The organism is Paracoccus alcaliphilus (genome assembly GCF_028553725.1).
Taxonomy (GTDB): domain Bacteria; phylum Pseudomonadota; class Alphaproteobacteria; order Rhodobacterales; family Rhodobacteraceae; genus Paracoccus; species Paracoccus alcaliphilus.
This window is the reverse complement of record NZ_CP067124.1, coordinates 196807-217841: the sequence shown is the minus strand read 5'-3', so window position 1 is coordinate 217841 and position 21035 is coordinate 196807. Positions and strand designations below refer to the sequence as shown.

Below are 21035 nucleotides of genomic sequence, written 5' to 3'. Positions count from 1 at the left end.
ACCGATCCGCAAACAAGGAGAACCAGAATGAAACCGTCCCTGTTGCTTGCCGCCCCTGCGCTGGCCCTTGCGCTGTCCACCGCCGCGCTGGCGGCCGAGCACGAGGTCGCCATGCTGAACCGTGGCGAGGCGGGCGTCATGGTCTTCGAGCCGGGCTTCGTCCGGGCCGAGCCGGGCGATGTGATCCGCTTCGTGCCCACCGACAAAAGCCACAATGTCGAGGCGATCAAGGACATCCTTCCCGAACGGGTCGAGGTCTTCAAAAGCAAGATCAACGACGAATATGAACTGACGGTGACCGAACCGGGTCTTTACGGCGTCAAATGCACCCCGCATTTCGCGATGGGGATGGTGATGCTGATCCAGGTCGGCGATGCGCCGGACAATCTGGAGGCCGCGCAAAGCGCGCAGATGCCCAAGAAGGCGCGCGAACGGCTGGATGCCGAAATCGCGCAGGTTCAGTAAGCCGCACCCCCAGCGGGATGCGTCAGCCACAGGGGGCGCCCGTCGCGCCCTCTCACCTTCTTGAAAGGCCGGTCCGATGGTTCTGAAACTCTCTGCCGCGCATCGCCAGATCGCCTGCCAGTCGCGACTGTTCGCCAGCCTGCCGCCCGCCATCTGCGACACCCTGCTGGAGGCCGCGCAGATCCGGCGGTTCCAACGTGGTCAGACGGTGTTTCACCACGGCGACACTGCCCATGCGATTCATGTGGTGATCGAGGGCTGGGTCAAGCTGTATCGCATCGCCCCCAGCGGCACCGAGGCGGTGGTGGGCGTGATGACCCGCGGCCAGAGCTTCGGAGAGCCGATCGCCCTGCGCCGGGCGGTCTATCCGGTCTCGGCCGAGGCGACGACGAATTGCCAGCTGCTGGCCCTGCCGGCGCAGGCGTTTCTGGATATGTTGCAGACCCATCCCGAAACCGCGATCTCGGTGCTGTCGGCCACCTTCATGCACCTGCAGGAACTGGTCGAGCAGATCGAGCAGTTGAAGGCGCGTTCGGGCGCGCAGCGGGTGGCCGAGTTCCTGCTGGAGCTGTGTCCCGAGGGCTGCGAAAGCACCACCGTCATCCTGCCCTATGACAAGGCGCTGATCGCGGGCAGGCTGGGAATGAAGCCCGAAAGCCTCAGCCGCGCCTTCGCCCGGCTGCGCGAACATGGCGTGCGGATCAATCAGTCCAGCGCGGTGATCTCTTCGACCGGGCGCCTGCGCGATCTGTCACAGGCCGACGCGGCGGGCGGGCAAAGCCGGATCATCTGAGCAGCACCGCATCCACCCCTACAACAGCACCTGCCAGAACCCCAGCGGTGCCATGGCAGCGGACAGCCAGAAACAGAAGGTAAAGAACGAATGGTTGTTCATGCACGGCCCTTCGGCCAGAAGATTGCACAACCACCAGCCCGCGAAACGGCCCGGGTGGCGGCGAACCGCAACGGACTGACTGGCCGACAAATCACCCGGTGTTTGCGGCGGCACAAAGAAGGCGAGCGGCGCCCGGCCTATCCGCAGGGCATGACGCATGATCTGTCTCTTGCCCGGCTTCGCATCTGTCTGACCATCCTGTCGGTTCTGGCGATGCTGCTGGTCCTTGCCCCGCCCGCTGCCGCCGAAACCATGCTGCGGCAACTGCTGCCCGATCAGGACGCGGCCGAACTGGTGCCGGGTGCCGACGCCTTCGGGCCGATCCGCGACGACATCGCCGTGGCACCCGTCCTGCAAGGGGGCAAGACCGTCGCATGGGCATTCGTCACCTCGGATTTCGTCGGCACCACCGGCTATTCCGGCAAGCCGATCCATACGCTGGTCGCACTGGATCCCGATGCGAAGATCGCGGGGGTGCGGCTGGTCAGACATTCCGAACCCATCGTGCTGATCGGCATTCCCGAATCCCGCGTCCGCGCGATGGTCGAGGGCTATCACGGCCTTGATCTGGTGGCCGAGGCGCAATCGGGCGGCACCGGGCACGAGGTGGACATCATTTCCGGCGCGACGGTGACGGTGATGGTGATCGACGATTCGATCACCCGCTCGGGTCTGCGGGTCGCGCGGGCGCTTGGCCTTGGCGGTCTGGCCGCGCAGACCACCGCGACCGGCCCGCAATTCGAGCTGAACCCTGATGCCGCGCCCCCTGCCGACTGGACAGAGGCCGAGGGCGACGGCACGCTGCGCCGGTTGTCGCTGAGTGTGGCGCAGGTCAACGAGGCCTTCGCCGCCCATCCCGACAGCCGCGCGGGCGCCCGTGCCCTGACCGAGCCGTCTGATTCCACCTTTATCGAGATGCAGGCCGCGCTGGTCTCGGTCCCCGCCATTGGTGCGGGGCTGCTGGGCGAGGCCGAGGCCGCCAACCTGCGTGACTGGCTGGATGAGGGCGAACATGCCGTCGCGATCATGGGACGGGGTCTCTATTCCTTCAAGGGGTCGGGTTATGTGCGCGGTGGTATCTTTGACCGGATCGTATTGATTCAGGACGATGTTTCCGTGCGTTTTCGCGACCGCGACCATCGCCGCCTTGGCCGGATCGCCGCCGGGGGCACCCCGGATTTCACCGAGACCGACCTGTTCCGCATCCCCGCCGATGCCGGTTTCGACCCGACCAAGCCCTTTCGCATCCAGCTGCTGGTGCATCGCGATGTCGGCCCGATCGAGAAGGTGTTCCAGACTTTCGACCTTGGCTATCAACTGCCGCAGAAATACCTGCGCGCGCTGGCCCCGCCGCCCGCGCCGCCCACGGATGCCGTCGCCGTCGCCGACCGCGACGAAGGCACCGCGCAGGCCGAGCTGTGGAAGCGCATCTGGAATGATTCCCGCGCCAGGATCGTGGGGCTGGGCGTCATGCTGGCGGTGCTGACGGGGGTATTCTTCTTCCAGAGCTTCGTGGTTCGCGTCGAACGCCGCTTTTATATCTTCCGCATGGCCTTTCTGACGGTCACGCTGGTCTGGCTGGGCTGGTATGCCAATGCGCAGCTGTCGGTCGTGAACCTGATGGCGCTGTTCGGCAGCCTGACCAGCGGCTTCAGCTGGCAGGCGTTTTTGCTGGACCCGATGACCTTCATCCTGTGGTTCGCGGTCGCCGCGGCGCTGCTGTTCTGGGGGCGGGGGGCTTATTGCGGCTGGCTGTGCCCCTTTGGCGCGTTGCAGGAACTGACCAACCAGATCGCGCGCAAGCTGCGCATCCCGCAATGGACCCTGCCATGGGGGCTGCACGAGCGGCTGTGGCCGATCAAATACATGATCTTCCTTGGGCTGTTCGGCGTGTCTCTGGCCAGTGTCGAACAGGCCGAACGGCTGGCCGAGGTCGAGCCGTTCAAGACAGCGATCATCCTCAATTTCATGCGCGCATGGCCTTTCGTCGCCTATGCAAGCGCACTGATCATCGCCGGACTGTTCGTAGAACGGTTCTATTGCCGTTACCTGTGTCCGCTTGGGGCGGCGTTGGCCATCCCGGCGCGGTTGCGGATGTTCGACTGGCTGAAACGTTACCACGAATGCGGCAATCCCTGTCAGACCTGTGCCAATGAATGCCCGGTCCAGTCGATCCACCCCACGGGCGAGATCAACCCCAATGAGTGCATCAACTGCCTGCATTGTCAGGTCCTCTATCAGTCCGAGGACCGCTGTCCCGTCGTCATCAAGAAGCTGAAGCGCCGGGCAAAACTGGCAGGCAGCGCGCCGCCGAAACTGGGAATGCCCCCCGCCGGACACCCCAATGCCGCGCGCGCCACCGAAACAACCGTTTGATTGTCAAGGAGATCGATGATGGAATCGAATGAACACAAGGGCCTCAGCCGCCGGATGCTGCTGGGCGCAACCGCCGGAGGTGCCGCGCTGACGGGCACGCTTGGCGGCAGGCTGGCGCTTGGCCTTGGCGGGGTGGCGGGCGTGACGGCCGCGACCGCGGGCGCGGCGCTGGCGGCGGGTGATGGCGCGGTCGCGCCGGGGCAGCTGGACGATTATTACGGCTTCTGGTCCTCGGGCCAGTCGGGCGAATTGCGCATCCTTGGTGTGCCCTCGATGCGTGAGCTGATGCGGGTTCCGGTCTTCAACCGTTGCTCGGCCACGGGATGGGGGCAGACCAACGAATCGATCCGGGTCCACCAGCGCACCATGACCGAAAAGACCCGCAACTTCCTTGCCGCCAACGGCAAGAAGGTCCACGACAACGGCGATCTGCACCACGTCCATATGTCCTTTACCGAAGGGAAATACGACGGCCGCCACCTCTATATGAACGACAAGGCCAATACCCGCGTGGCGCGGGTGCGCTGCGACGTGATGAAATGCGACGCCATCCTGGAAATCCCCAACGCCAAGGGCATCCACGGGCTGCGCCCGCAAAAATGGCCGCGCTCGAACTATGTCTTTTGCAATGGCGAGGACGAGGCGCCGCTGATCAACGACGGCACCGACATGGAGAACCTGTCCACCTATGTGAACATCTTCACCGCCGTCGATGCCGATGAATGGCAGGTGGCGTGGCAGGTGAAGGTGTCGGGAAACCTTGACAACTGCGATGCGGATTACGAAGGCAAATGGGCCTTCTCGACCAGTTACAACTCGGAAATGGGCATGACGCTGGCCGAGATGACCGAGGCCGAGATGGATCACGTCGTCATCTTCAACATCGAAGAGATCGAAAAGGCCATCGAGGCCGGGCAATATGAGGAAATCAACGGCTGCAAGGTTCTGGACGGGCGCAAGGAAGCCAACAGCCAGTTCACGCGCTATATCCCCATCGCCAACAACCCGCATGGCTGCAACATGGCCCCCGACCGCAAGCACCTGTGCGTCGCGGGCAAGCTGTCGCCCACCGTCACCGTGCTGGACGTGACGAAATTCGACGCGATCTTCGATGAGGGCGCCGATCCGCGCAGCGCCGTGGTGGCGGAGCCGGAGCTGGGCCTTGGGCCACTTCACACCGCCTTTGACGGGCGGGGCAACGCCTATACCTCGCTGTTTCTGGACAGTCAGGTGGTGAAGTGGAACATCGAGGACGCGATCCGCGCCTATAACGGCGAGACGGTCGATCCGATCAAGGACAAGCTGGATGTGCATTACCAGCCCGGCCACCTGAAAACCATCATGGGCGAGACGCTGGACGCGGGCAACGACTGGCTGGTTTGTCTGTGCAAGTTCTCGAAGGACCGCTTCCTGAATGTCGGCCCGTTGAAGGCGGAAAACGATCAGCTGATCGACATCTCGGGCGACCGGATGGTGCTGGTCCATGACGGCCCGGCCTTCGCCGAACCGCATGACGCGATCGGGGTTCATCCCTCGATCATGGACATCAAGTCGGTCTGGGATCGCGACGACCCGATGTGGGCCGAAACCCGCGCGCAGGCAGAAGCCGATGGCGTCGATATCGACGAATGGGCCGAAGAGGTCATCCGCGATGAAAGCGACCCGACCAGAGTGCGCGTCTATATGTCCAGCGTGGCACCCAGCTTCAGCCTCGAAAGCTTCGAGGTGAACGAGGGCGACGAGGTCACCGTCATCGTCACCAACCTTGACGAGATCGACGACCTGACCCATGGCTTCACCATGGGCGATCACGGCGTTGCGATGGAGGTCGGGCCGAGGCAGACCTCATCCGTCACCTTCGTCGCGGCCAAGCCGGGCGTCTATTGGTATTACTGCCAGTGGTTCTGCCATGCGCTGCATATGGAGATGCGTGGCCGCATGTTCGTGCGCCCCAGGGACGCCTGACCCATGCGCCTGCTGCCCGCCCCGATCCTCGGCCTGATCCTTGGCCTTCTTCTGTCCTCGCCGCTGGCGGCAGGGGAACGTGAGGTCATGCCGGGGGCGGGGCGGCTGGCACAGGCCATCGCCGGGGCTGCCCCTGGCGATGTGCTGCGACTGACCGAGGGAACCTATTCCGGCCCCGTCACCATCGACCGCCCGCTGACCATCACCGGCCCGCGCGGCGCGGTGGTCGATGGTGGCGGCGCTGGCTCTGTCGTCACCATCGACGCGCCGGATGTGATGCTTTCGGGCTTTACCGTTACCGGCTCGGGGCATCTCAATCAGGACCTCGACGCAGGGGTGAAGATCCTGCGCGAGGCCCATCGCGCCCGGATCGAGGGGCTTTTGGTGACCGGCAACATGCACGGTATCGACGTGCATGGCGGCCATGATGCGCGCGTCATCGGCAACCAGATCATCGGCACCCGCAACCCGCGCATGAATGAACGCGGCAACGGCATCTATGTCTGGAACAGCCCCGGCACGCTGGTTCAGGGCAACGCGATCCGCTATGGCCGCGACGGGATTTTCTCGAACACAAGCAAGGACAGCACCTATCGCGGCAACACCTTCCGCGACCTGCGTTTCGCCGTCCATTTCATGTACACCCACCGGACCGAGGTCATCGACAACATCTCGATCGGCAATCACCTGGGCTTCGCCATCATGAACTCGGACCGGGCGGTGGTGCGCGGCAATCTCAGCCTTGGCGACCGCGAGCATGGGGTGATGCTGAATTATACCAACAATTCCGACATCACGGGCAATCTGGTGCGCGGCGGCACGAAGAAATGCATCTTCATCTATAACGCCCACAAGAACCTGATCTGGGACAACCGCTTTCAGGATTGCGGCATCGGCATCCATTTCACCGCCGGGTCAGAGCGGAACGTGCTGACCTCGAACGCCTTCATCGCCAATCGCGAGCAGGTGAAATATGTCGGCACCCGCCATATGGAATGGAGCCATGAGGGCATCGGCAATTACTGGTCCGACCATGCCGCCTTCGACCTGAACGGCGATCTGATCGCCGACGGCACCTATCGGCCCAACGATCTGATGGACCATATCCTGTGGTCGCAACCCGCCGCCGCGCTTCTGACCGGCTCGCCCGCCGTGCAGCTGATCCGCTGGAGCCAGAGCAGCTTTCCCGCCACCCTGCCCGGTGGTGTGACCGACAGCGCACCGCTGATGCGCGCCCTGACCATTCCGGTTCCCGACGATATCGCGGCCCTCGAGGCCGCAGCCGCGGGGCGCTGGACCAAAGGAAATTTCGATGACATCGACCTTGACGATCTCTCGTCTCACTAAGCGTTTCCGGGGCGTAGAGGCGCTGTCCGACGTCTCGCTGACGCTTGCTCCGGGCCAGCGGGTGGCGCTGCTGGGCCATAACGGTGCGGGCAAATCGACGATGATGAAGATCATCCTTGGCCTGATCCCCCATGACGCGGGCGAGGTTACCGTCTGCGGCACCGCGCCCGGATCGGCGGCGGCGCGGGCGCAGGTTGCCTATCTACCTGAAAACGTGGCCTTTCACCCTGCACTGACCGGTGAAGAACAGATCCGCCATTACCTGCGCCTGCGCGGAGAGCCCGCCTTGAAGGCCCCCGGCCTGCTGGAGCGGGTCGGGCTGGCCGGTGCGGGCCGGCGCCGGATCGGCACCTATTCCAAGGGGATGCGGCAGCGCGTCGGGCTGGCGCAGGCGCTGATGGGCCGCCCCCGCCTTCTGGTGCTGGACGAGCCGACATCGGGACTGGACCCGGTGTCACGGCGCGACTTCTATGCGTTGCTGGACGAATTCGCGACGGCGGGCACCACGATCCTGCTGTCCTCGCATGTGCTGACCGAGGTAGAGGCCCGGACCGACCACATCCTGATCCTGTCGCGCGGCCGGGCCGTGGCCGAGGGCACATTGAATGAATTGCGCCGCCGCGCCGCCCTGCCCATCGGGCTGGTTGTCACGCCCGTCGAGGGGCAAACGGACGCATTGGCCGCCGCGCTGCCCGATGCGCGACGCGCGGATGACGGCACGCTGCACCTGACCTGCACGCAGGACCAGAAACTGGCCCTGCTGGCGCAGGTCACCGCGATGGGCGCGCAACTGGCCGATCTGGAGGTCATTCCGCCCAGCCTTGAGGACATATACAGCCATTTCAGCCAGAGGGACGGGCAATGATCGCCCGTATCCTTTCCACCGCTGCGCTGGAGTTCCGCATCGCGCTGCGCAACCGCTGGGTGGCGATCGCCACCTGCCTGATGGTGGTATTCGCGCTGATCCTTGCTGCCGCCGGGGCCGCGCCGACCGGCGATATCGGCGCCGACCGGCTGTCGATCACCGTCGCTTCGCTGACCTCGCTTGCGGTCTATCTGGTGCCGCTGCTGGCGCTGCTGATGAGCTTTGACGCCATCGCCGGAGAGGTCGAGCGCGGCACCCTGCCGCTTTTGCTGACCTATCCGGTCGCGCGGGCCGAGGTGCTGGCGGGCAAGCTGATCGCCCATGTCGCGATTCTGGCGCTGGCGGTCACGCTCGGTTATGGCGCGGCGGCGGTGGCGGCGGTCTGGGCCGATCCGGCCTCGGTCGCGGGGCTGCCCGCGCTGGCGCATCTGATCTGGAGTTCGGTCCTGCTGGGTGCGACCTTCCTTGGCGCGGGTTACGCGCTGTCATCGCTGGCGCGGCGACCCTCGGGGGCGGCGGGGCTGGCGGTGGGGCTATGGCTGGTCGCGGTGGTACTCTATGATCTGGCGCTGCTGGCGCTGATCGTGTCCGATGGCGGCGGCTGGTTCACGACCGAGGCCCTGCCACTGGCATTGCTGGCCAACCCCGCCGACGCCTTCCGCCTGTTCAACCTTGCCGCCGCCGATGCCAGCGCAGCCGCAGGCGGCATCGGCGGCGCGGCGGCCTCGATCCCGCTGTGGCAATCGGCCCTGTCGGTGCTGATCTGGCCGCTGATCGCCCTTGGCCTTGCCATCGCCGCTTTCCGAAAGGTCACCCCATGAGACGCGCGCTGTTTTTCGCCCTTGCCCTGTCCCTCTCTGCCTGCCGGCAGGATGCGGCGCAGGATCTGTCCCCGGTCGAGATCTCGGCCGAGACGCTTGGTCATTTCTGCCAGATGAACCTGCTGGAACATGAAGGACCAAAGGCGCAGGTGCATCTGGAGGGGTTGGAGGGCACGCCGCTGTTCTTCAGTCAGGTGCGTGACGCCATCGCCTATCAACGCCTGCCCGAGCAAAGCCACCCCATCCTTGCCATCCATGTCAACGACATGGGCGCGCCGGATGCGACATGGCAGGATCCGGGCCGGGGCAACTGGATCGACGCCGAGGATGCCTTTTTCGTGCTGGGCTCGGCGCGCGAGGGCGCGATGGGGGCCCCCGAGGCAGTGCCGTTTTCCAGCCGGCAGGACGCGCTGGCCTTTGCCGCGCAAGAAGGCGGAGAGGTTCTGCAACTGGCCGGGATCACCGACGATCAGGTGCTGGCCCCTGCTCAGCGCGCCCATGACGCGGGGGGCCATGCGCAGGACGATACCGATTTCGAGGACCGCCTGCGCTCTTTGTCCAGACAAGAGAAAGACTGAACCATGTCCCTGACCCGCCGACGTTTTCTGACCATCTCTGCCGTGGCGGCCACCTTGCCTGTCGCGCTCTCTGCCCGGCCCGCCGCCCCGCATTGGGTCGGACAGGCGCTTGGCGCGCGCGCCTCGATCCGGCTGGATCACCCGAAGGCGGCGGAAATCACCGCGCGCTGTCTGGCCGAGATCGACCGGCTGGAGGATATCCTCAGCCTCTATCGCCCGGACAGTGCGCTGTCGCGTCTGAACCGCGACGGGCGGCTGGAGGCTCCGCCTTTCGAGCTGCTGGACTGCCTGACACTGGCCAGAGCGGTTCACCGCGCCAGTGACGGCCGCTTCGACGTCACGGTACAGCCGCTCTGGGCCTTGTGGGCCAAAGCCGCCACCGCCGGGCGCCGACCAACGACGACAGAACGGCAGGCAGCATTGGCAGTGACGGGTGCAGACAGGCTGCATCTGTCACCGCAGGCGATCACGCTGAAACCCGGCATGGCGGTGACGCTGAACGGTATCGGACAGGGCTATGTCGCGGATCGCGTGGCCGCGCTGCTGGCCGGCGAAGGTCTGACCGATATCCTGATCGACACGGGCGAGCTGCACGCGATGGGCGGGCGGCCCGATGGTGCGGCGTGGCAGGTCGGGACGGGCTCGGGTCGGGTGGTGCCGCTGCGGGAACGGGCCATGGCGACCTCGGCGCCTCTGGGCACGACATTCGACGCGGCGGGGCGCGACGGCCATATTCTCGACCCCCGCACAGGCGCGCCGACAGCCAGCACATGGCGCGAAATCAGCATATCCAGCTCCAGCGCCGCACTGGCCGATGCGCTGACGACGGCGGCGGTGCTGACCCCCGACCGCGCCGGAATCGACGCGCTGCTGACAGCCTTCCCCGGTACCCGGCTGGAGGAGCTTGTTCCCGCCTGACAGCCGCCGACGGAGAAAATCATCCGGCCAATGCCGTTGGCAAGCCAGCCTTCTGTTCGTTGATCGTCCCCGGAATCTGCGCGACGGTGACACGCTCAAGCTGCGGCAGGGCAAGACCAACATGCCGCTCGTGCTGCCCTGCACCAATGACCTCAAGTCGGCTCTTGAAGAAGCTAAAGCATTTCTGTTTTAACCTGCGACATATCCTGCGGCCTTGAAGTAGTTCCAACATTCGCCGGGATCGAAGAGATCACAGACTTCGCCGATGGCCTTGAAGACGTCGGTAAATGTTCTTGCCCCGATCCTGCGCAGGTGCGCCTTGAGTTTTGCGAATGCCATTTCGATGGGGTTCAGGTCCGGCGAATATGGCGGCAGATAGAGAAACCAGCAGCGATGGGCACGCAGAGCCTCAGCAGCCTGCTTGTTGTGGTGGGTGGCAAGGTTGTCGAGGATCACCACGGTTCCCGGCTCGATCTCCGGGATCAGGACCTCGCGAACCCAGGTTGCGAAGGCGGGACCGTCCATTGCGCCCTTGATGCACCAGGGCGCAATCAGGGCATCCGGTGTGAGCCCGGCAATCAGGGTCTGTGTTCCCCAGCTGCCGAAGGGCGCATCCATGGTCAGGCGTGTGCCGCACAGGGCACGACCCCGCAGACGGGTGAGATTGGTCTTCACTGAGGTCTCGTCTATGAAAACCACGCGTTCCGGCCGATCCGCGATGGTTGGCAAGCGATGCTCGAACCAGTCGGTTCGCCGCTGTCTTACCCTGGCACCGCGGCGTTCGGCGGCCACCAGCGACTTTTTTTATAGGTGAACCCAAGGCGAGACAGCAGACTGGCAATGGACGAGTGATGGACACGAACGCCTTCCGCTGCGACCAGCGCGTCCCTGAGTTCGAACAGCGTGATGTCGGGATCCTGTGCGAGCAGTTCCTCGAAAAAGGCCCGGTGCGGGGCAAGCTTTCCATGCCCTTTGGGACGTCCCTGGGGCAATGGTTCGGCATGCCCCCTGGTCCTGATCGCCCGGCCCCAACGTGCTCCGGTCGCCGGCGAGAGTTTCAGCCGCAGCGCCGCCGCCCGACCGCTTAAACCCTCCTCGATATATCGCTGAAACCGCGTCCGGAGGGCCGACGGCAATGGTGCTGACATGATCTATCCTCCCAGACAGAAGGGAATCACGATCCGCGCTGCGACGGAACCCCAAACGATTCAGGGTTCAGTAGAAATGCTTTAAGCAGTCGCTTGGAGCAACGCCGATTGCGGCCCGCCCGATCCTGACGCAGCTGAACGGCAACCCCATCAATTATTTTTACATGGCGAAGGTCATGCGGAAAGAGCACGTTCGCCTTGGACTGGAAGCCTATGATCTTCATGCGCTGCCTATCGCAGCAACAAGGAACGGGCATGGGCTGGATGCGATGACGACGAAATCGCAGCCTATAGCGGCCACGCTACGAAAGCCATGATTGCCAAGTATGCAGGGGAGGCCAGACAAGAGATGCGCGCCCATCAGGCGCGGGAGAAACGCCAATGAGCAGAACAAAACCAGAGCAAGAAACTGATACCCTGAGTGATACCCTTGGGACAGTACTTTCAGCTAAGTCTTTGAATTAATGGTGCCCGGAGGCGGATTCGAACCACCGACACGCGGATTTTCAATCCGCTGCTCTACCAACTGAGCTATCCGGGCGCCTGCTGACCCTATACAGTCAGGTGCGTGGGGCGCTGTTTACGGGGACCGGATGCGGCTGTCCAGACCCAATCGACAAAAATCAGCGCGAGTCGTCGGTCTCGTCGGGGGGCAGATCCTCGAGCGGGATGCCCGGGATCACATAGCTGCCGCGCAGCCAGCGGCCGAGGTCGATATCGGCGCAGCGTTTCGAGCAGAAGGGGCGGTATTCCTTGACGGAATCCTTGCCGCAGATGGGGCAGGCCATTACGCACACTCCGCCAGAAGCTGCGCCAGCGGGGCGCGGTCGCGCTTGCGGCTGATCTCGAACAGGCCCATCGCGGTCCAACCGATCAGCGTCGTTTCGCTGGCTTCGCCCTTGAATGCGGCGCGCAGGACCTGATCCAGCGTCGCGCGGTCGCGTTTGGGGACCGGGGCAAAGTCGATCACCACCTGTCCGCCCAGACCGCGCAGGCGAAGCTGGCGGGGCAGGTCGCGGGCCAGCGCGATATTCGCCTTGAGCGAGGCGGCGGGCGAGCTGTCGCTGCCGGTATTGACGTCGATGGCGACAAGCGCACGGGTCGGCTCGATCATGGCCGAGGCGCCGCCGGGCAGCCGCACCATCGGGTCGAGGAAAGTCTCGATCGCATCGCTGACGCCATGCAGATCAAAGCTGTCATCGCCCTGCTCGACCGCGTCAGGGGCCGGTTCGGCCCATTCGCTCCATGCCAGATCCCAGGGCGAAGACCCGTCGAGCAGCAGTTCCGGCCCGCCTTCGGTCTCGGGCATGATGCGGTCGGCCAGATCCAGCAGCGGTGTCAGGTCTTCGAGGATCTCGTCCCCGGTCGCGGCTTCGGCGGCGCTGCGCATGATCAGGCCGAAGGGGCGGTCGCCAAGCGCGGTCTTGCCCAGGGCCTCCAGCGTCTCGCGCAACTCGGTGTCGCGGATGCGGCGGGAGACATTGACCCCCGGCGCGCCGGGCGTCAGCAGGACGTGGCGGCCGCGAAACAGCAGGCGGCTGGACAGGGGGATGGCCTTGCCGGGTTCGGCCACGCCGCTGACCTGCACCAGAATCGGCTGACCTTCGCGCAGGCCCGAGCGGTCGCGCAGATAGCCGCGCTGGCCGTCGGGCAGGCGCAGGAAGGCCCCGCCCTGACCCTTCATCAGACGCTCTGTCACGCCCCGGCAGATCGCGCCGGGGACCAGTTCCGTCACGCCTGAGGGGTCGATCAGCAGATCCTCGACCTGTCCGTCCACGACCAGCGCCGCGGCCTCGCGATCGGCGATCCGGCCCAGAATGACCTGACGACCCTTCATGTCTTGCCTCCGTTGATGCCGATGGCCGCCAGAAGCTGGGCGGTTTCCGCAAGCGGCAGCCCGACAACGGCGGAAAATGAGCCCTGAATCCAGGGAATGAAGGCCACCGCCGCGCCCTGGATGGCATAGCCGCCAGCCTTGCCCTGCCAGTCGCCGACATCCAGATAGGCGTCCAGTCGGGCGGGGCTGATCGGGTTCATCCGCACCAGAGTCTCGACCAGACGCAGCCGGGTCCGGTCGCCGTGGCGCAGGGCGATGGCGGTCAGGACCTTGTGGCGGCGCCCGGACATCAGCCGCATGAATTGGGCGGCCTCGTCGCGGTCAGCGGGCTTGCCCAGAATGCGGCGCCCCACGGTGACGGTGGTGTCGGCGGTCAGCACCGCCTCGTCATCGGCCAGCGCAATGGCGGCGGCTTTTTCCAGCGCCATGCGCCGCACATAGTCGCGCGGAGATTCGGCCTTCAGCGGGGTTTCGTCGATATCGGCAGGACGCAGCGCGTCCGGGCGCAGGCCGATCTGGGCCAGCAGTTCCAGTCGGCGCGGGCTGGCCGAGCCGAGAATCAGTCGGGGAGGCGCGTTCTGCGTCATGCGTGAAGTCCGGAGCGAAGCGCCCCGGCCTTATTTGAAGCGGTAATTGATGCGCCCCTTGGTCAGGTCATAGGTGTTCATTTCCACCTGAACCTTGTCGCCGGCCAGAACGCGGATGCGGTTCTTGCGCATCTTGCCTGCCATATGTGCGATGATCTCATGGCCGTTTTCCAGCTCGACCTTGAACGTCGCGTTTGGCAGGAGTTCCTTCACGACGCCGGGGAATTCGAGCATTTCTTCCTTGGCCATGATCACTCCATAATAAGCGCCCCCAAGATTCGGGACCGCTGTTAGATGCGTCGGAAAGGCGCTGATTTCAAGGGTCAAAGACCGAATATGCCGCCTTGAACCCGTCAAAAGCGCTGACAGGGGGTCAGGAGTTACTCGGGAAGCACCCTTGAGGGCTCCTCATGCTTCGGCGGGGCGGGTGTCCGCGCCGCGTCCGCATCATCGCGGAACGGATCGGTTTGCGCAAGATCGTCCATCGGGGGATGATGCCGGAGCGATGCTGCCGCCGCGGCCTCGGCCTGAATGCCGGCGTCCTGTGCCGCGTCACCCGGGCTGCGCAGGCGGATGGCGTGGCAGCCATCGACCTCGCCCAGCTTGCCATGTGCCAGAAGTTGACCCGAGACCGTTTCCAGCCGCGTATCGGACAGGCTGACACGGGGCAGGGGCAGGGTCTTGCCCGGCGCAAGGGCGCGCAATTCGCCCAGAGAGATGCGGCGACGGCACAGGATCGCCACTACTTCGATCGGCGCCATACGCGTAACGGCGGTCAGGTCGGGGCGAAGATCCGGCGTCGGGGCGGGCGGTTGTGGTTCGGCGATGTCGGGCGCCACCTCGATCTGGCGGCTGGCGCGTGGCTGATCGGGCGGGCCAGGCTGCGGCAGGGCCACCAGAATCCGCCCCTCTCTCCCGTCATTGCCGCCAAAGCGCAGGTCCATGGTGATGCTGCGGAACGCGCGATCCTCCAGCATCAGCAGCAGCGGGCGCGGATCGTCCAGATGGCTGGCATAGAGATAACCCTGCCAACCTTCGAACCCGTCGCAGGCGGACAGTTCCTGCGCCAGTTCCCCCAACAGGGCATTGATGAAATCGGTGCAAAGCATGGCGTCGCTGCGGGTCGGGCGGCGGCGTTCGACCGGGCGGCTGGTGATGCGGCCAAGCGCCTGCACCTCGACCAGCGCGGTGACGGTTTCGGGCGACAGCGCGATGACGCCCAAAGCCTCGGCCGGACCTGCCAGCACCACCAGCAGTGCGCGTTCGGGCAGCATTTCGGGCATTTCCGCCAGCGACATTGCGCCGGTCGTCACCTCGACCGGCTGGACCGCCAGCCGATACAGCCGGTCCGCCGCGCGACCGGCGGCGGTCGCCGCCGCGCGGGCGGGGGTGGGGGGGACCGGCTGCGGCAGCAGCGGCGGACAGCCCGCCTGCTGCGCGGCGTCAAGGCGCGCTTTCAGCAGCCGTCGCAGAACGCTGCCCTCCGCAATCCCCCTTGCGCCATCCGCCCCAGAGCCAATTTCCGACATAGCCAATCCGATTCGCCTTCGATGCGGCCAGATTGGCAAAGACAGATTAAGAAATGCCTTACCCGTCCGTCATATCCACGTCGGGGATATCTTCGGGCGCGGGAATGCGGCCGCGTCCGGTGGGCGGACGGGCGGGCAGGCTGATGCGGAAGGCGCGGCCGCCCAGACCCGGCAGATAGGAAATCTCGCCCCCCAGTGACGCCATGATCTCGCGGCAGATGGCCAGCCCAAGGCCCGCGCCGCCCGCGCGCGCCGGATCGTTCAGGCGGGAAAACTTTTCAAAGATCAGCGTCTGCTGACCCGGATCAATCCCCGAGCCGTTATCGACGATGTCGATCTGTGCGCCCCCGCCTTCGACCGGGCGGGCGCGGATCTTCAGCGAGGGCCGGTCGGCGTCGCAATATTTGCGGGCGTTGGCGATGACGTTGATCAGCACCTGCAACAGCCGGTCGGCATCGGTGATGACCGGCACATATTCGGCCAGCGGGTCGCGGTCGATGCTGAACACCCGCTCGGGGCGGGTGGCCGAGGCGGCGGTCAGCGCGCGCTCGATCAGCGTATGCAGGTTCGAGACCGCAACCGTCAGCCGCGCCTCTCCGCTTTCCAGAACCGAGATGTCCAGCAGGTTGTCCAGCAGCCGCGTCAGCCGCCCGGCCTCGTCATGGATGATATCGGCGAATTTGCGGCGCTCGGCCTCGGTCAGGTCGGGCGTGCTGAGAAATTCGGAAAAGGCGCGGATCGAGGTCATCGGCGTGCGCAATTCATGGCTGATCTGGTCCAGAAAGGCATCCTTTTGCACCGACAGGGCGGTCAGCTTCTCATTCGCCTCGCGCAGCTGGCGGGCGGTGCGGGCCAGCTCGATCGAGGCGGTTTCCAGCCGCTGGGTTTCCTCTTTGGCCCGCTGCGCCTCGTCGGCGACCTGTATCAGATCGGCCACGGTCAGCCCGGTGCTGCCCGCCACGCGCTCGACCATGGCATGGGCGGTGGCGGCGCCAACGGAACCGGCCAGCCGCCGCTCCAGCCGGGTCAGAAAGCCGGGTGTCAGATCGGGAAGATAGCCCGATTTGCCCTGCGCGGCGGCCTCGGCGCGAAAGAACAGCAGTGCGGGATCGGCGCCCCAGATCCGCCGCGCCATGACCAGCAGCGGCTCGACCCGGTCCTCTCCGCGCGCGGGGGCGCCGTTCTGGCGCGGCTCGACCGCGCTGACGAAGGACAGCGCCTGCAACCTCTCGACCGGGTCGGGAAAGCAGAAGATCGAGCAGAGGATGAAGGCAAGGCTGTTGGCGGTCAGTGTCAGGAAGATGCTGAAGGCCAGCGGATCCACCCCCGATGGCAGGGGCGGCGCGCTGCCGATCCCGATCGAGGGCAGGAAGATCAGGACCAACCACATCGCGAAGCCCGTGCCGATCCCGGCATAGGCGCCGATCCGGTTCGCGCCCCGCCACAACAGCCCGCCCAGCATCGCCGGCAGCACCTGCGCCACGCCGGTAAAGGCCACCAGCCCCATCGCCGCCAGCGCGGTGCTGCCGCCCGATGCCTCGTGATAGATCCAGCCCGCCGCGACCACCGCCAGAATCGCCAGCCTGCGAGAGTTCAGCACCAATGTCCGCAGGTCGTCGGGTTCGTCCGATGGGCTGGATTTGCGCAGCGCCAGCCAGACCGGTGTCAGCCAATGGTTCGAGATCATCGTGGACAGGGCGATGGCACTGACCACCACCATCGAGGTCGCCGCCGAAAATCCGCCCAGAAAGACCAGCAGCGCCAGCAGGTTCTGCCCGGCAGCCTCGGGCAGGGTCAGCACATACAGATCGGGATTGGCACCGACGGGCAGCAGCTCGTGGCCCATCACCGCGATGGGCAGCACGAACAGCGACATCGCGAACAGATAGGCCGGAAAGGCCCAGCCGGCCACGCGCAGCCGGTCCTCGTCCGCGGCCTCGATCACCATCACCTGAAACATGCGCGGCAGGGTCAGGATGGCAGCCGCCGAGACGATGTTCAGCGCCGCCCACCGATCGGGTTGCAGCCGCCAGCCTTCGGCCAGCACCGGGTCGTTGGATGCGCGGGCGATGCGTGCGATGATATCGGCGGGACCGTCGGCCAGCCCCCAGACCACGAAACCGCCAAGCGCCAGAAAGGCCAGCAGCTTGACCACGGCCTCCAGCGCGATGGCCATGACGACGCCGTGGTGACGCTCATCCGCGGCCAGATTGCGTGTGCCGAACAGGATGGTGAACAGCGCCAGCCCCGCCGCCAGCCACAACGCGGTGCCGCCCAGGGTGCCGTCGCCATTGGGATGGGCGGTGGCGAAGACCTCGAAGGACAGGCGCACCGATTGCAGTTGCAGCGCGATATAGGGCGTCGCCGCCAGCACTCCGATCAGCGTCACCAGCGCCGCCAGCCGGTTCGACTTGCCGAACCGTGCCGACAGCAGGTCCGCGATCGAGGTGACATGATGCGTCCGCGCCACCCGCACCAGCCGCCGCAGCCCCCACCATGACCCGGCGAACACCACCGTCGGTCCCAGATAGATCGTCGCGAATTCCAGCCCCGAGCGGCTGGCATAGCCGACCGCGCCGTAAAACGTCCAGGCCGAGCAATAGACCGACAGCGACAGCGTATAGACCACCGGATGATCCAGCCAGCGGACACGCCCCCGCGCCGCCTGCCGGTCGGCCCAGAAGGCGACGGCGAACATCAGCGCCGCATAGGCCAGACAGCCCGCGACCAGCGTCTCAAAGGGCATCGCTGCCCTCCTGCGAAGCGCTGGCGGACGGATCGGCATTGTGTATGGCGGCCTCGGCGCGGATCAGCGCGCGGTGCAGCAGGCCGATCAGCACGATCAGCCCGGCCCAGGTGACGAACAGCCAGATCACGCCACCGGCGCTGGCGAAGACCCAGGGCAGCCACCAGACCGGGATCAGCACCGCCAGCGCGGCGGCCACCGGCAGCACCCGCGCCGCGTCGCCCAGCCTGCGCCGCCGCAGGGAGGCGCGTTCCAGAAACAGCCTTGGTTGCTCAGCCATCGCGCCCTCTGTCCCGGTTCATGCAAGCAATTCCCTGACCATCCGTCGCAGATCGTCGTTGGCGAAGGGCTTGGCCAGCACGGCGGTTGCCTGATCCAGTGCCGGGACCGAATCGGGATGCTGCGCACGCGCGCTCAGCATCAGGACCGGTGTCCGCGCCAGCCCGATATCGGCATCGGCGCGCAGATCGCACAGGATCTCGGCCCCCGAGCGGCCGGGCAGCATCAGGTCCAGAATGATCAGTCGCGGCTTTTGTTCGCGAATCTGGCGCAGCGCCTCGGTCCCTTCGGGATGCAGGGCGATGCGCCAGCCCGCGCGGCTGAGGATGAAACGGATGGCTTCGGCAATATTCGCCTCGTCCTCGATCATCAGAATATCGAGACTTTCCGTCAGCGGTGATCTCCTTGCAGGGCCAAGGCCGAAGGGGCGCGTTCCCCCTGATAATGCGGTGCAAGAGGCCGCGCTGTCAAAGCATGCCTTGGTCGGGGTGTCAGATCACGATGTCACCAGGATCGACGGCTCGCGCCGGGCGGGGCACTGATCGCGCGGACAGATCCGGCAGGCGGGACCGATCCGCGTGACCGGACCGGGCAGGGCGGCTGGCCCCGAAGGCAGGCCGGCACCCGCCGCCCCGGCAGGCAGGATCAGCATCTGCGCACGGGTCAGCACCGGTCCGTCGATCCCCTCGGGCTGGCTGCGGGTGGCGTGGCTGATGGTGTCAAAGCGGTTGCCGCCGGGGGCTTCGACCCAGCAGTGAATGGCGGTCTGTGGTGCGGTCAGCGCCTGAAACAGCGGCCAGAGCGGGCAGGTATCGCCGGGCCGGGGCAGCGGAAATCCCGGTGCGGGATCGCGCTGCGTCAACGCGCCAGAGCCATCGCAGACCAGCAGGCCCGCGCCCTCGAATCCCGGCGGGTGCAGCGCCACCAGCCGCCGCATCACCAGATCCAGCGGCTGATCCAGCAGTGCCGCCATGCGCAGGGGATCGCCCCCGGCCTTTGCCACCGCCTCGGTCAGCACGCTGTCGGGCAGCGCATCGGCATCGGCACTCATCCGGGTCTGGCGATCGCGCGCCATGGCACGCGCGGCGTCCGAAACCAGCGGCCCGTCGGGATCGTCGATCTCGGGCCGTCCCGCCGCCATCCAGGCCTCGACCTCTTCCTGCGGGGTAAAGATGGTGCCCTCGGCCTCGAAACTGTCCAGATAGGCGACCAGCGATTGCGCCGTGCGCGACAGGCGCTGACTGTCCTCGTCCAGATTGGCATGGAAACGCTGGCGCCAATCGGCCGGAATATCGCCCTCTTCGGCCAGGATCGAGGCGGTGGAACGCAGCGAGGTCACCGCCGACAGCACCTCATGCAGCGTGGCCAGCAGATAGGGGTCCTGCGTCATCCTATCCGACAGGCTGACCAACTGCCGCTCCAGCCCCTCGGCGCGACGGGCCGAGGCGATCAGAACCGCGGCCCAGCCGGGAAAGCGGGCCAGAAACTCGGGCGCCTGCTCCAGTTCGGCCTGACCACCCGTCAGCGGCACGGGCAGGCGTGCGGCGGCCTCGCGCATGGCGGCGATCCGGGCCTCCTCGCGCCCGGCCACCAGTTCCTCGGGCGGCACTTGCAGGATATCGGCCAGCCGCACCATCAGGGCATCGCCGACCGGGCGGCGGTTATGCTCGATCAGGTTCAGATAGGCGGCCGAGATCCCCGCCGCCCGCGCCACATCGGACTGCCTGCGCGACAGCGCCAGCCGGCGTTCGCGGATACGGGTCCCGGTCAGGACATGATTGGCGCTGCGCTGCTTCATGCCGCGTATGAAACCCCGCCACGGCAGGACGCGCAAGCGCCCCGCTGAGCCTAAGCGCCCATCTTCGACAGCCACTCGCGGCAGGCGGCAATGCTTTCAGGCTCATCCAGCCAGGGCACATGGGCGCGGCCCGGCACTTCGGCAAAGACCATATCCGGGCGCCGCCGCCGCATTTCATCCGCGACCCCTGCCGACAGCAGATCCGAATTGGCCCCCCGGATCAGCGCCACCGGCAGATCCCCGGTCGCCTGCCACAGAGGCCACAGATCCGGCGCCTCGCCCTCGAACGCCGCCAGAAACGCCTCGCGCAGGGCCGGATCATAGCGGATGCGCAGCCCCTCGGGCACCTCTTCGTAATGCTTGCAGGCATCACTCAGCCAGCGGCCCTCGGGCACATCGGCAAATCCCGGCATCGCCGCAGGCAGCCGCGCCGCCAGCGCCTCATATGTCCGGGCCGAAGGGTTGCGCCCGATATAATCGAAAATCCGCTCCAGCCCGGCCTGTTCGATCACCGGCCCGACATCGTTCAGGCACAGACCCAGCAACCGCTCATGCGCCACCGCCGCCAGCAACAGCCCGATCAGCCCGCCCCGGGACGTGCCCAGAATCGCCGCCCGTGCGATCCCCAGATGATCCAGCAGCTCCAGCGCATCCCGCCCCTCTTGCGGCACGGTATAGCTGGCCGCCCCGGTCCAGTCCGACTGCCCGCGCCCGCGATAATCCATGCGGATCAGCCGCACCCCGGCCAGATGCGGCGCGACATAGTCGAAATCGCCCATATTGCGGGTCAGCCCGGCCAGACACAGCACCGGCAGCCCCTCGCCCTCATCGAGAAACGCCATCCGTGCCCCGTCGCTCGCCGTGAAATGACGCATCGCCCC

Annotated in this window: 22 protein-coding genes and 1 tRNA gene; 10 read left to right on the top strand and 13 right to left on the bottom strand. The window is 66.0% G+C overall.

The window, feature by feature from the left end; genetic code table 11:
• The first annotated feature begins 27 nt into the window (after positions 1-27).
• Complete coding sequence (locus JHW40_RS01105; protein WP_090617575.1) at positions 28-465, top strand: pseudoazurin; 438 nt, start codon at positions 28-30, stop codon at positions 463-465.
• 76 nt (positions 466-541) lie between these two features.
• Positions 542-1258 carry a Crp/Fnr family transcriptional regulator gene (locus tag JHW40_RS01100; protein ID WP_090617573.1) on the top strand — a complete coding sequence of 239 codons (717 nt, stop codon included), beginning with the start codon at positions 542-544 and terminating at the stop codon, positions 1256-1258.
• A gap of 18 nt (positions 1259-1276) precedes the next feature.
• Here JHW40_RS01100 and JHW40_RS01095 read toward each other — a convergent pair whose 3' ends face one another.
• Positions 1277-1519: a hypothetical protein gene (locus tag JHW40_RS01095; RefSeq protein WP_139208279.1), complete on the bottom strand. Its 243-nt coding sequence runs from the start codon at positions 1517-1519 to the stop codon at positions 1277-1279.
• On the opposite strand from JHW40_RS01095, the gene JHW40_RS01090 reads away from it, so the two are divergent.
• The 8 genes from JHW40_RS01090 to JHW40_RS01055 are packed head-to-tail and all read left to right on the top strand — an operon-like array spanning position 1511 to position 10423.
• Positions 1511-3736 carry a NosR/NirI family protein gene (locus tag JHW40_RS01090; RefSeq protein ID WP_090617585.1) on the top strand — a complete coding sequence of 742 codons (2226 nt, stop codon included), beginning with the start codon at positions 1511-1513 and terminating at the stop codon, positions 3734-3736. The two genes, JHW40_RS01095 and JHW40_RS01090, sit on opposite strands and share 9 nt — an antisense overlap.
• Before the next feature lie 18 nt (positions 3737-3754).
• The gene (nosZ, locus tag JHW40_RS01085) at positions 3755-5701 is read left to right on the top strand and encodes a TAT-dependent nitrous-oxide reductase (protein WP_090617572.1); all 1947 of its coding nucleotides are present in this window, start codon (positions 3755-3757) and stop codon (positions 5699-5701) included.
• A gap of 3 nt (positions 5702-5704) precedes the next feature.
• On the top strand, positions 5705-7048 hold the full coding sequence (locus JHW40_RS01080) for a nitrous oxide reductase family maturation protein NosD (RefSeq protein ID WP_090617571.1): 1344 nt from the start codon (positions 5705-5707) through the stop codon (positions 7046-7048).
• Positions 7014-7913 carry an ABC transporter ATP-binding protein gene (locus tag JHW40_RS01075; RefSeq protein WP_090617569.1) on the top strand — a complete coding sequence of 300 codons (900 nt, stop codon included), beginning with the start codon at positions 7014-7016 and terminating at the stop codon, positions 7911-7913. Before JHW40_RS01080 ends, JHW40_RS01075 begins: the two co-directional genes overlap by 35 nt.
• Positions 7910-8734 carry an ABC transporter permease gene (locus JHW40_RS01070; RefSeq protein WP_090617567.1) on the top strand — a complete coding sequence of 275 codons (825 nt, stop codon included), beginning with the start codon at positions 7910-7912 and terminating at the stop codon, positions 8732-8734. Before JHW40_RS01075 ends, JHW40_RS01070 begins: the two co-directional genes overlap by 4 nt.
• Positions 8731-9312, top strand: coding sequence for a nitrous oxide reductase accessory protein NosL (locus JHW40_RS01065; RefSeq protein ID WP_090617565.1), 582 nt, complete (start codon positions 8731-8733; stop codon positions 9310-9312). The genes JHW40_RS01070 and JHW40_RS01065 overlap by 4 nt, the downstream gene beginning before the upstream one ends.
• A gap of 3 nt (positions 9313-9315) precedes the next feature.
• Positions 9316-10230, top strand: coding sequence for an FAD:protein FMN transferase (locus tag JHW40_RS01060; protein ID WP_090617563.1), 915 nt, complete (start codon positions 9316-9318; stop codon positions 10228-10230).
• On the top strand, positions 10217-10423 hold the full coding sequence (locus JHW40_RS01055) for a hypothetical protein (RefSeq protein WP_090617561.1): 207 nt from the start codon (positions 10217-10219) through the stop codon (positions 10421-10423). Before JHW40_RS01060 ends, JHW40_RS01055 begins: the two co-directional genes overlap by 14 nt.
• Here JHW40_RS01055 and JHW40_RS01050 read toward each other — a convergent pair.
• The 12 genes from JHW40_RS01050 to JHW40_RS00995 all read right to left on the bottom strand — a co-directional run bounded on the left by JHW40_RS01050 (position 10420) and on the right by JHW40_RS00995 (position 21029).
• Positions 10420-11378, bottom strand: a protein-coding gene (locus JHW40_RS01050) for an IS630 family transposase (RefSeq protein ID WP_272849017.1) whose coding sequence is annotated in 2 segments (ribosomal slippage) — positions 10420-11034 and positions 11037-11378 — 957 coding nt in all. Because the reading frame shifts where the segments join, the coding sequence is not laid out codon by codon here. The two genes, JHW40_RS01055 and JHW40_RS01050, sit on opposite strands and share 4 nt — an antisense overlap.
• Before the next feature lie 465 nt (positions 11379-11843).
• Positions 11844-11919 (bottom strand) — tRNA-Phe (locus JHW40_RS01045).
• An 82-nt stretch (positions 11920-12001) separates the two neighbouring features.
• Positions 12002-12166 (bottom strand): DNA gyrase inhibitor YacG, encoded by a 165-nt coding sequence (locus JHW40_RS01040; RefSeq protein ID WP_090616259.1) that lies wholly within the window; start codon positions 12164-12166, stop codon positions 12002-12004.
• The gene (locus tag JHW40_RS01035) at positions 12166-13215 is read right to left on the bottom strand and encodes a ribonuclease E/G (RefSeq protein WP_090616256.1); all 1050 of its coding nucleotides are present in this window, start codon (positions 13213-13215) and stop codon (positions 12166-12168) included. The genes JHW40_RS01040 and JHW40_RS01035 overlap by 1 nt, the downstream gene beginning before the upstream one ends.
• Complete coding sequence (locus tag JHW40_RS01030) at positions 13212-13802, bottom strand: Maf family protein (protein WP_090616253.1); 591 nt, start codon at positions 13800-13802, stop codon at positions 13212-13214. Before JHW40_RS01030 ends, JHW40_RS01035 begins: the two co-directional genes overlap by 4 nt.
• A gap of 30 nt (positions 13803-13832) precedes the next feature.
• On the bottom strand, positions 13833-14051 hold the full coding sequence (gene infA / locus JHW40_RS01025) for a translation initiation factor IF-1 (RefSeq protein ID WP_036716789.1): 219 nt from the start codon (positions 14049-14051) through the stop codon (positions 13833-13835).
• A 131-nt stretch (positions 14052-14182) separates the two neighbouring features.
• Positions 14183-15331 carry a FliM/FliN family flagellar motor C-terminal domain-containing protein gene (locus JHW40_RS01020; RefSeq protein WP_090616249.1) on the bottom strand — a complete coding sequence of 383 codons (1149 nt, stop codon included), beginning with the start codon at positions 15329-15331 and terminating at the stop codon, positions 14183-14185.
• A gap of 58 nt (positions 15332-15389) precedes the next feature.
• Positions 15390-18077 (bottom strand): sensor histidine kinase, encoded by a 2688-nt coding sequence (locus JHW40_RS01015; RefSeq protein ID WP_090616245.1) that lies wholly within the window; start codon positions 18075-18077, stop codon positions 15390-15392.
• Positions 18067-18357, bottom strand: coding sequence for a hypothetical protein (locus JHW40_RS01010; protein ID WP_090616242.1), 291 nt, complete (start codon positions 18355-18357; stop codon positions 18067-18069). Before JHW40_RS01010 ends, JHW40_RS01015 begins: the two co-directional genes overlap by 11 nt.
• 18 nt (positions 18358-18375) lie before the next feature.
• Positions 18376-18726, bottom strand: coding sequence for a response regulator transcription factor (locus JHW40_RS01005; RefSeq protein WP_090616238.1), 351 nt, complete (start codon positions 18724-18726; stop codon positions 18376-18378).
• 126 nt (positions 18727-18852) lie between these two features.
• Positions 18853-20154 (bottom strand): helix-turn-helix transcriptional regulator, encoded by a 1302-nt coding sequence (locus JHW40_RS01000; protein WP_090616234.1) that lies wholly within the window; start codon positions 20152-20154, stop codon positions 18853-18855.
• 50 nt (positions 20155-20204) lie between these two features.
• Positions 20205-21029: an alpha/beta fold hydrolase gene (locus tag JHW40_RS00995; protein WP_090616282.1), complete on the bottom strand. Its 825-nt coding sequence runs from the start codon at positions 21027-21029 to the stop codon at positions 20205-20207.
• Between the last annotated feature and the right edge of the window lie 6 nt (positions 21030-21035).

Bases quoted from the DNA above. Each gene is read 5' to 3' on its own strand.
- JHW40_RS01015 (WP_090616245.1), bottom strand. From the start codon at position 18,077: ATGCCCTTTGAGACGCTGGTCGCGGGCTGTCTGGCCTATGCGGCGCTG.
- JHW40_RS01080 (WP_090617571.1), top strand. From the start codon at position 5,705: ATGCGCCTGCTGCCCGCCCCGATCCTCGGCCTGATCCTTGGCCTTCTT.
- JHW40_RS01005 (WP_090616238.1), bottom strand. From the start codon at position 18,726: ATGATCGAGGACGAGGCGAATATTGCCGAAGCCATCCGTTTCATCCTC.
- JHW40_RS01060 (WP_090617563.1), top strand. From the start codon at position 9,316: ATGTCCCTGACCCGCCGACGTTTTCTGACCATCTCTGCCGTGGCGGCC.
- JHW40_RS01070 (WP_090617567.1), top strand. From the start codon at position 7,910: ATGATCGCCCGTATCCTTTCCACCGCTGCGCTGGAGTTCCGCATCGCG.
- JHW40_RS01030 (WP_090616253.1), bottom strand. From the start codon at position 13,802: ATGACGCAGAACGCGCCTCCCCGACTGATTCTCGGCTCGGCCAGCCCG.
- infA (WP_036716789.1), bottom strand. From the start codon at position 14,051: ATGGCCAAGGAAGAAATGCTCGAATTCCCCGGCGTCGTGAAGGAACTC.
- JHW40_RS01020 (WP_090616249.1), bottom strand. From the start codon at position 15,331: ATGTCGGAAATTGGCTCTGGGGCGGATGGCGCAAGGGGGATTGCGGAG.
- nosZ (WP_090617572.1), top strand. From the start codon at position 3,755: ATGGAATCGAATGAACACAAGGGCCTCAGCCGCCGGATGCTGCTGGGC.
- JHW40_RS01100 (WP_090617573.1), top strand. From the start codon at position 542: ATGGTTCTGAAACTCTCTGCCGCGCATCGCCAGATCGCCTGCCAGTCG.
- JHW40_RS01040 (WP_090616259.1), bottom strand. From the start codon at position 12,166: ATGGCCTGCCCCATCTGCGGCAAGGATTCCGTCAAGGAATACCGCCCC.
- JHW40_RS01065 (WP_090617565.1), top strand. From the start codon at position 8,731: ATGAGACGCGCGCTGTTTTTCGCCCTTGCCCTGTCCCTCTCTGCCTGC.
- JHW40_RS01035 (WP_090616256.1), bottom strand. From the start codon at position 13,215: ATGAAGGGTCGTCAGGTCATTCTGGGCCGGATCGCCGATCGCGAGGCC.
- JHW40_RS01075 (WP_090617569.1), top strand. From the start codon at position 7,014: ATGACATCGACCTTGACGATCTCTCGTCTCACTAAGCGTTTCCGGGGC.
- JHW40_RS01010 (WP_090616242.1), bottom strand. From the start codon at position 18,357: ATGGCTGAGCAACCAAGGCTGTTTCTGGAACGCGCCTCCCTGCGGCGG.
- JHW40_RS01105 (WP_090617575.1), top strand. From the start codon at position 28: ATGAAACCGTCCCTGTTGCTTGCCGCCCCTGCGCTGGCCCTTGCGCTG.
- JHW40_RS01090 (WP_090617585.1), top strand. From the start codon at position 1,511: ATGACGCATGATCTGTCTCTTGCCCGGCTTCGCATCTGTCTGACCATC.
- JHW40_RS00995 (WP_090616282.1), bottom strand. From the start codon at position 21,029: ATGCGTCATTTCACGGCGAGCGACGGGGCACGGATGGCGTTTCTCGAT.
- JHW40_RS01000 (WP_090616234.1), bottom strand. From the start codon at position 20,154: ATGAAGCAGCGCAGCGCCAATCATGTCCTGACCGGGACCCGTATCCGC.
- JHW40_RS01095 (WP_139208279.1), bottom strand. From the start codon at position 1,519: ATGCGTCATGCCCTGCGGATAGGCCGGGCGCCGCTCGCCTTCTTTGTG.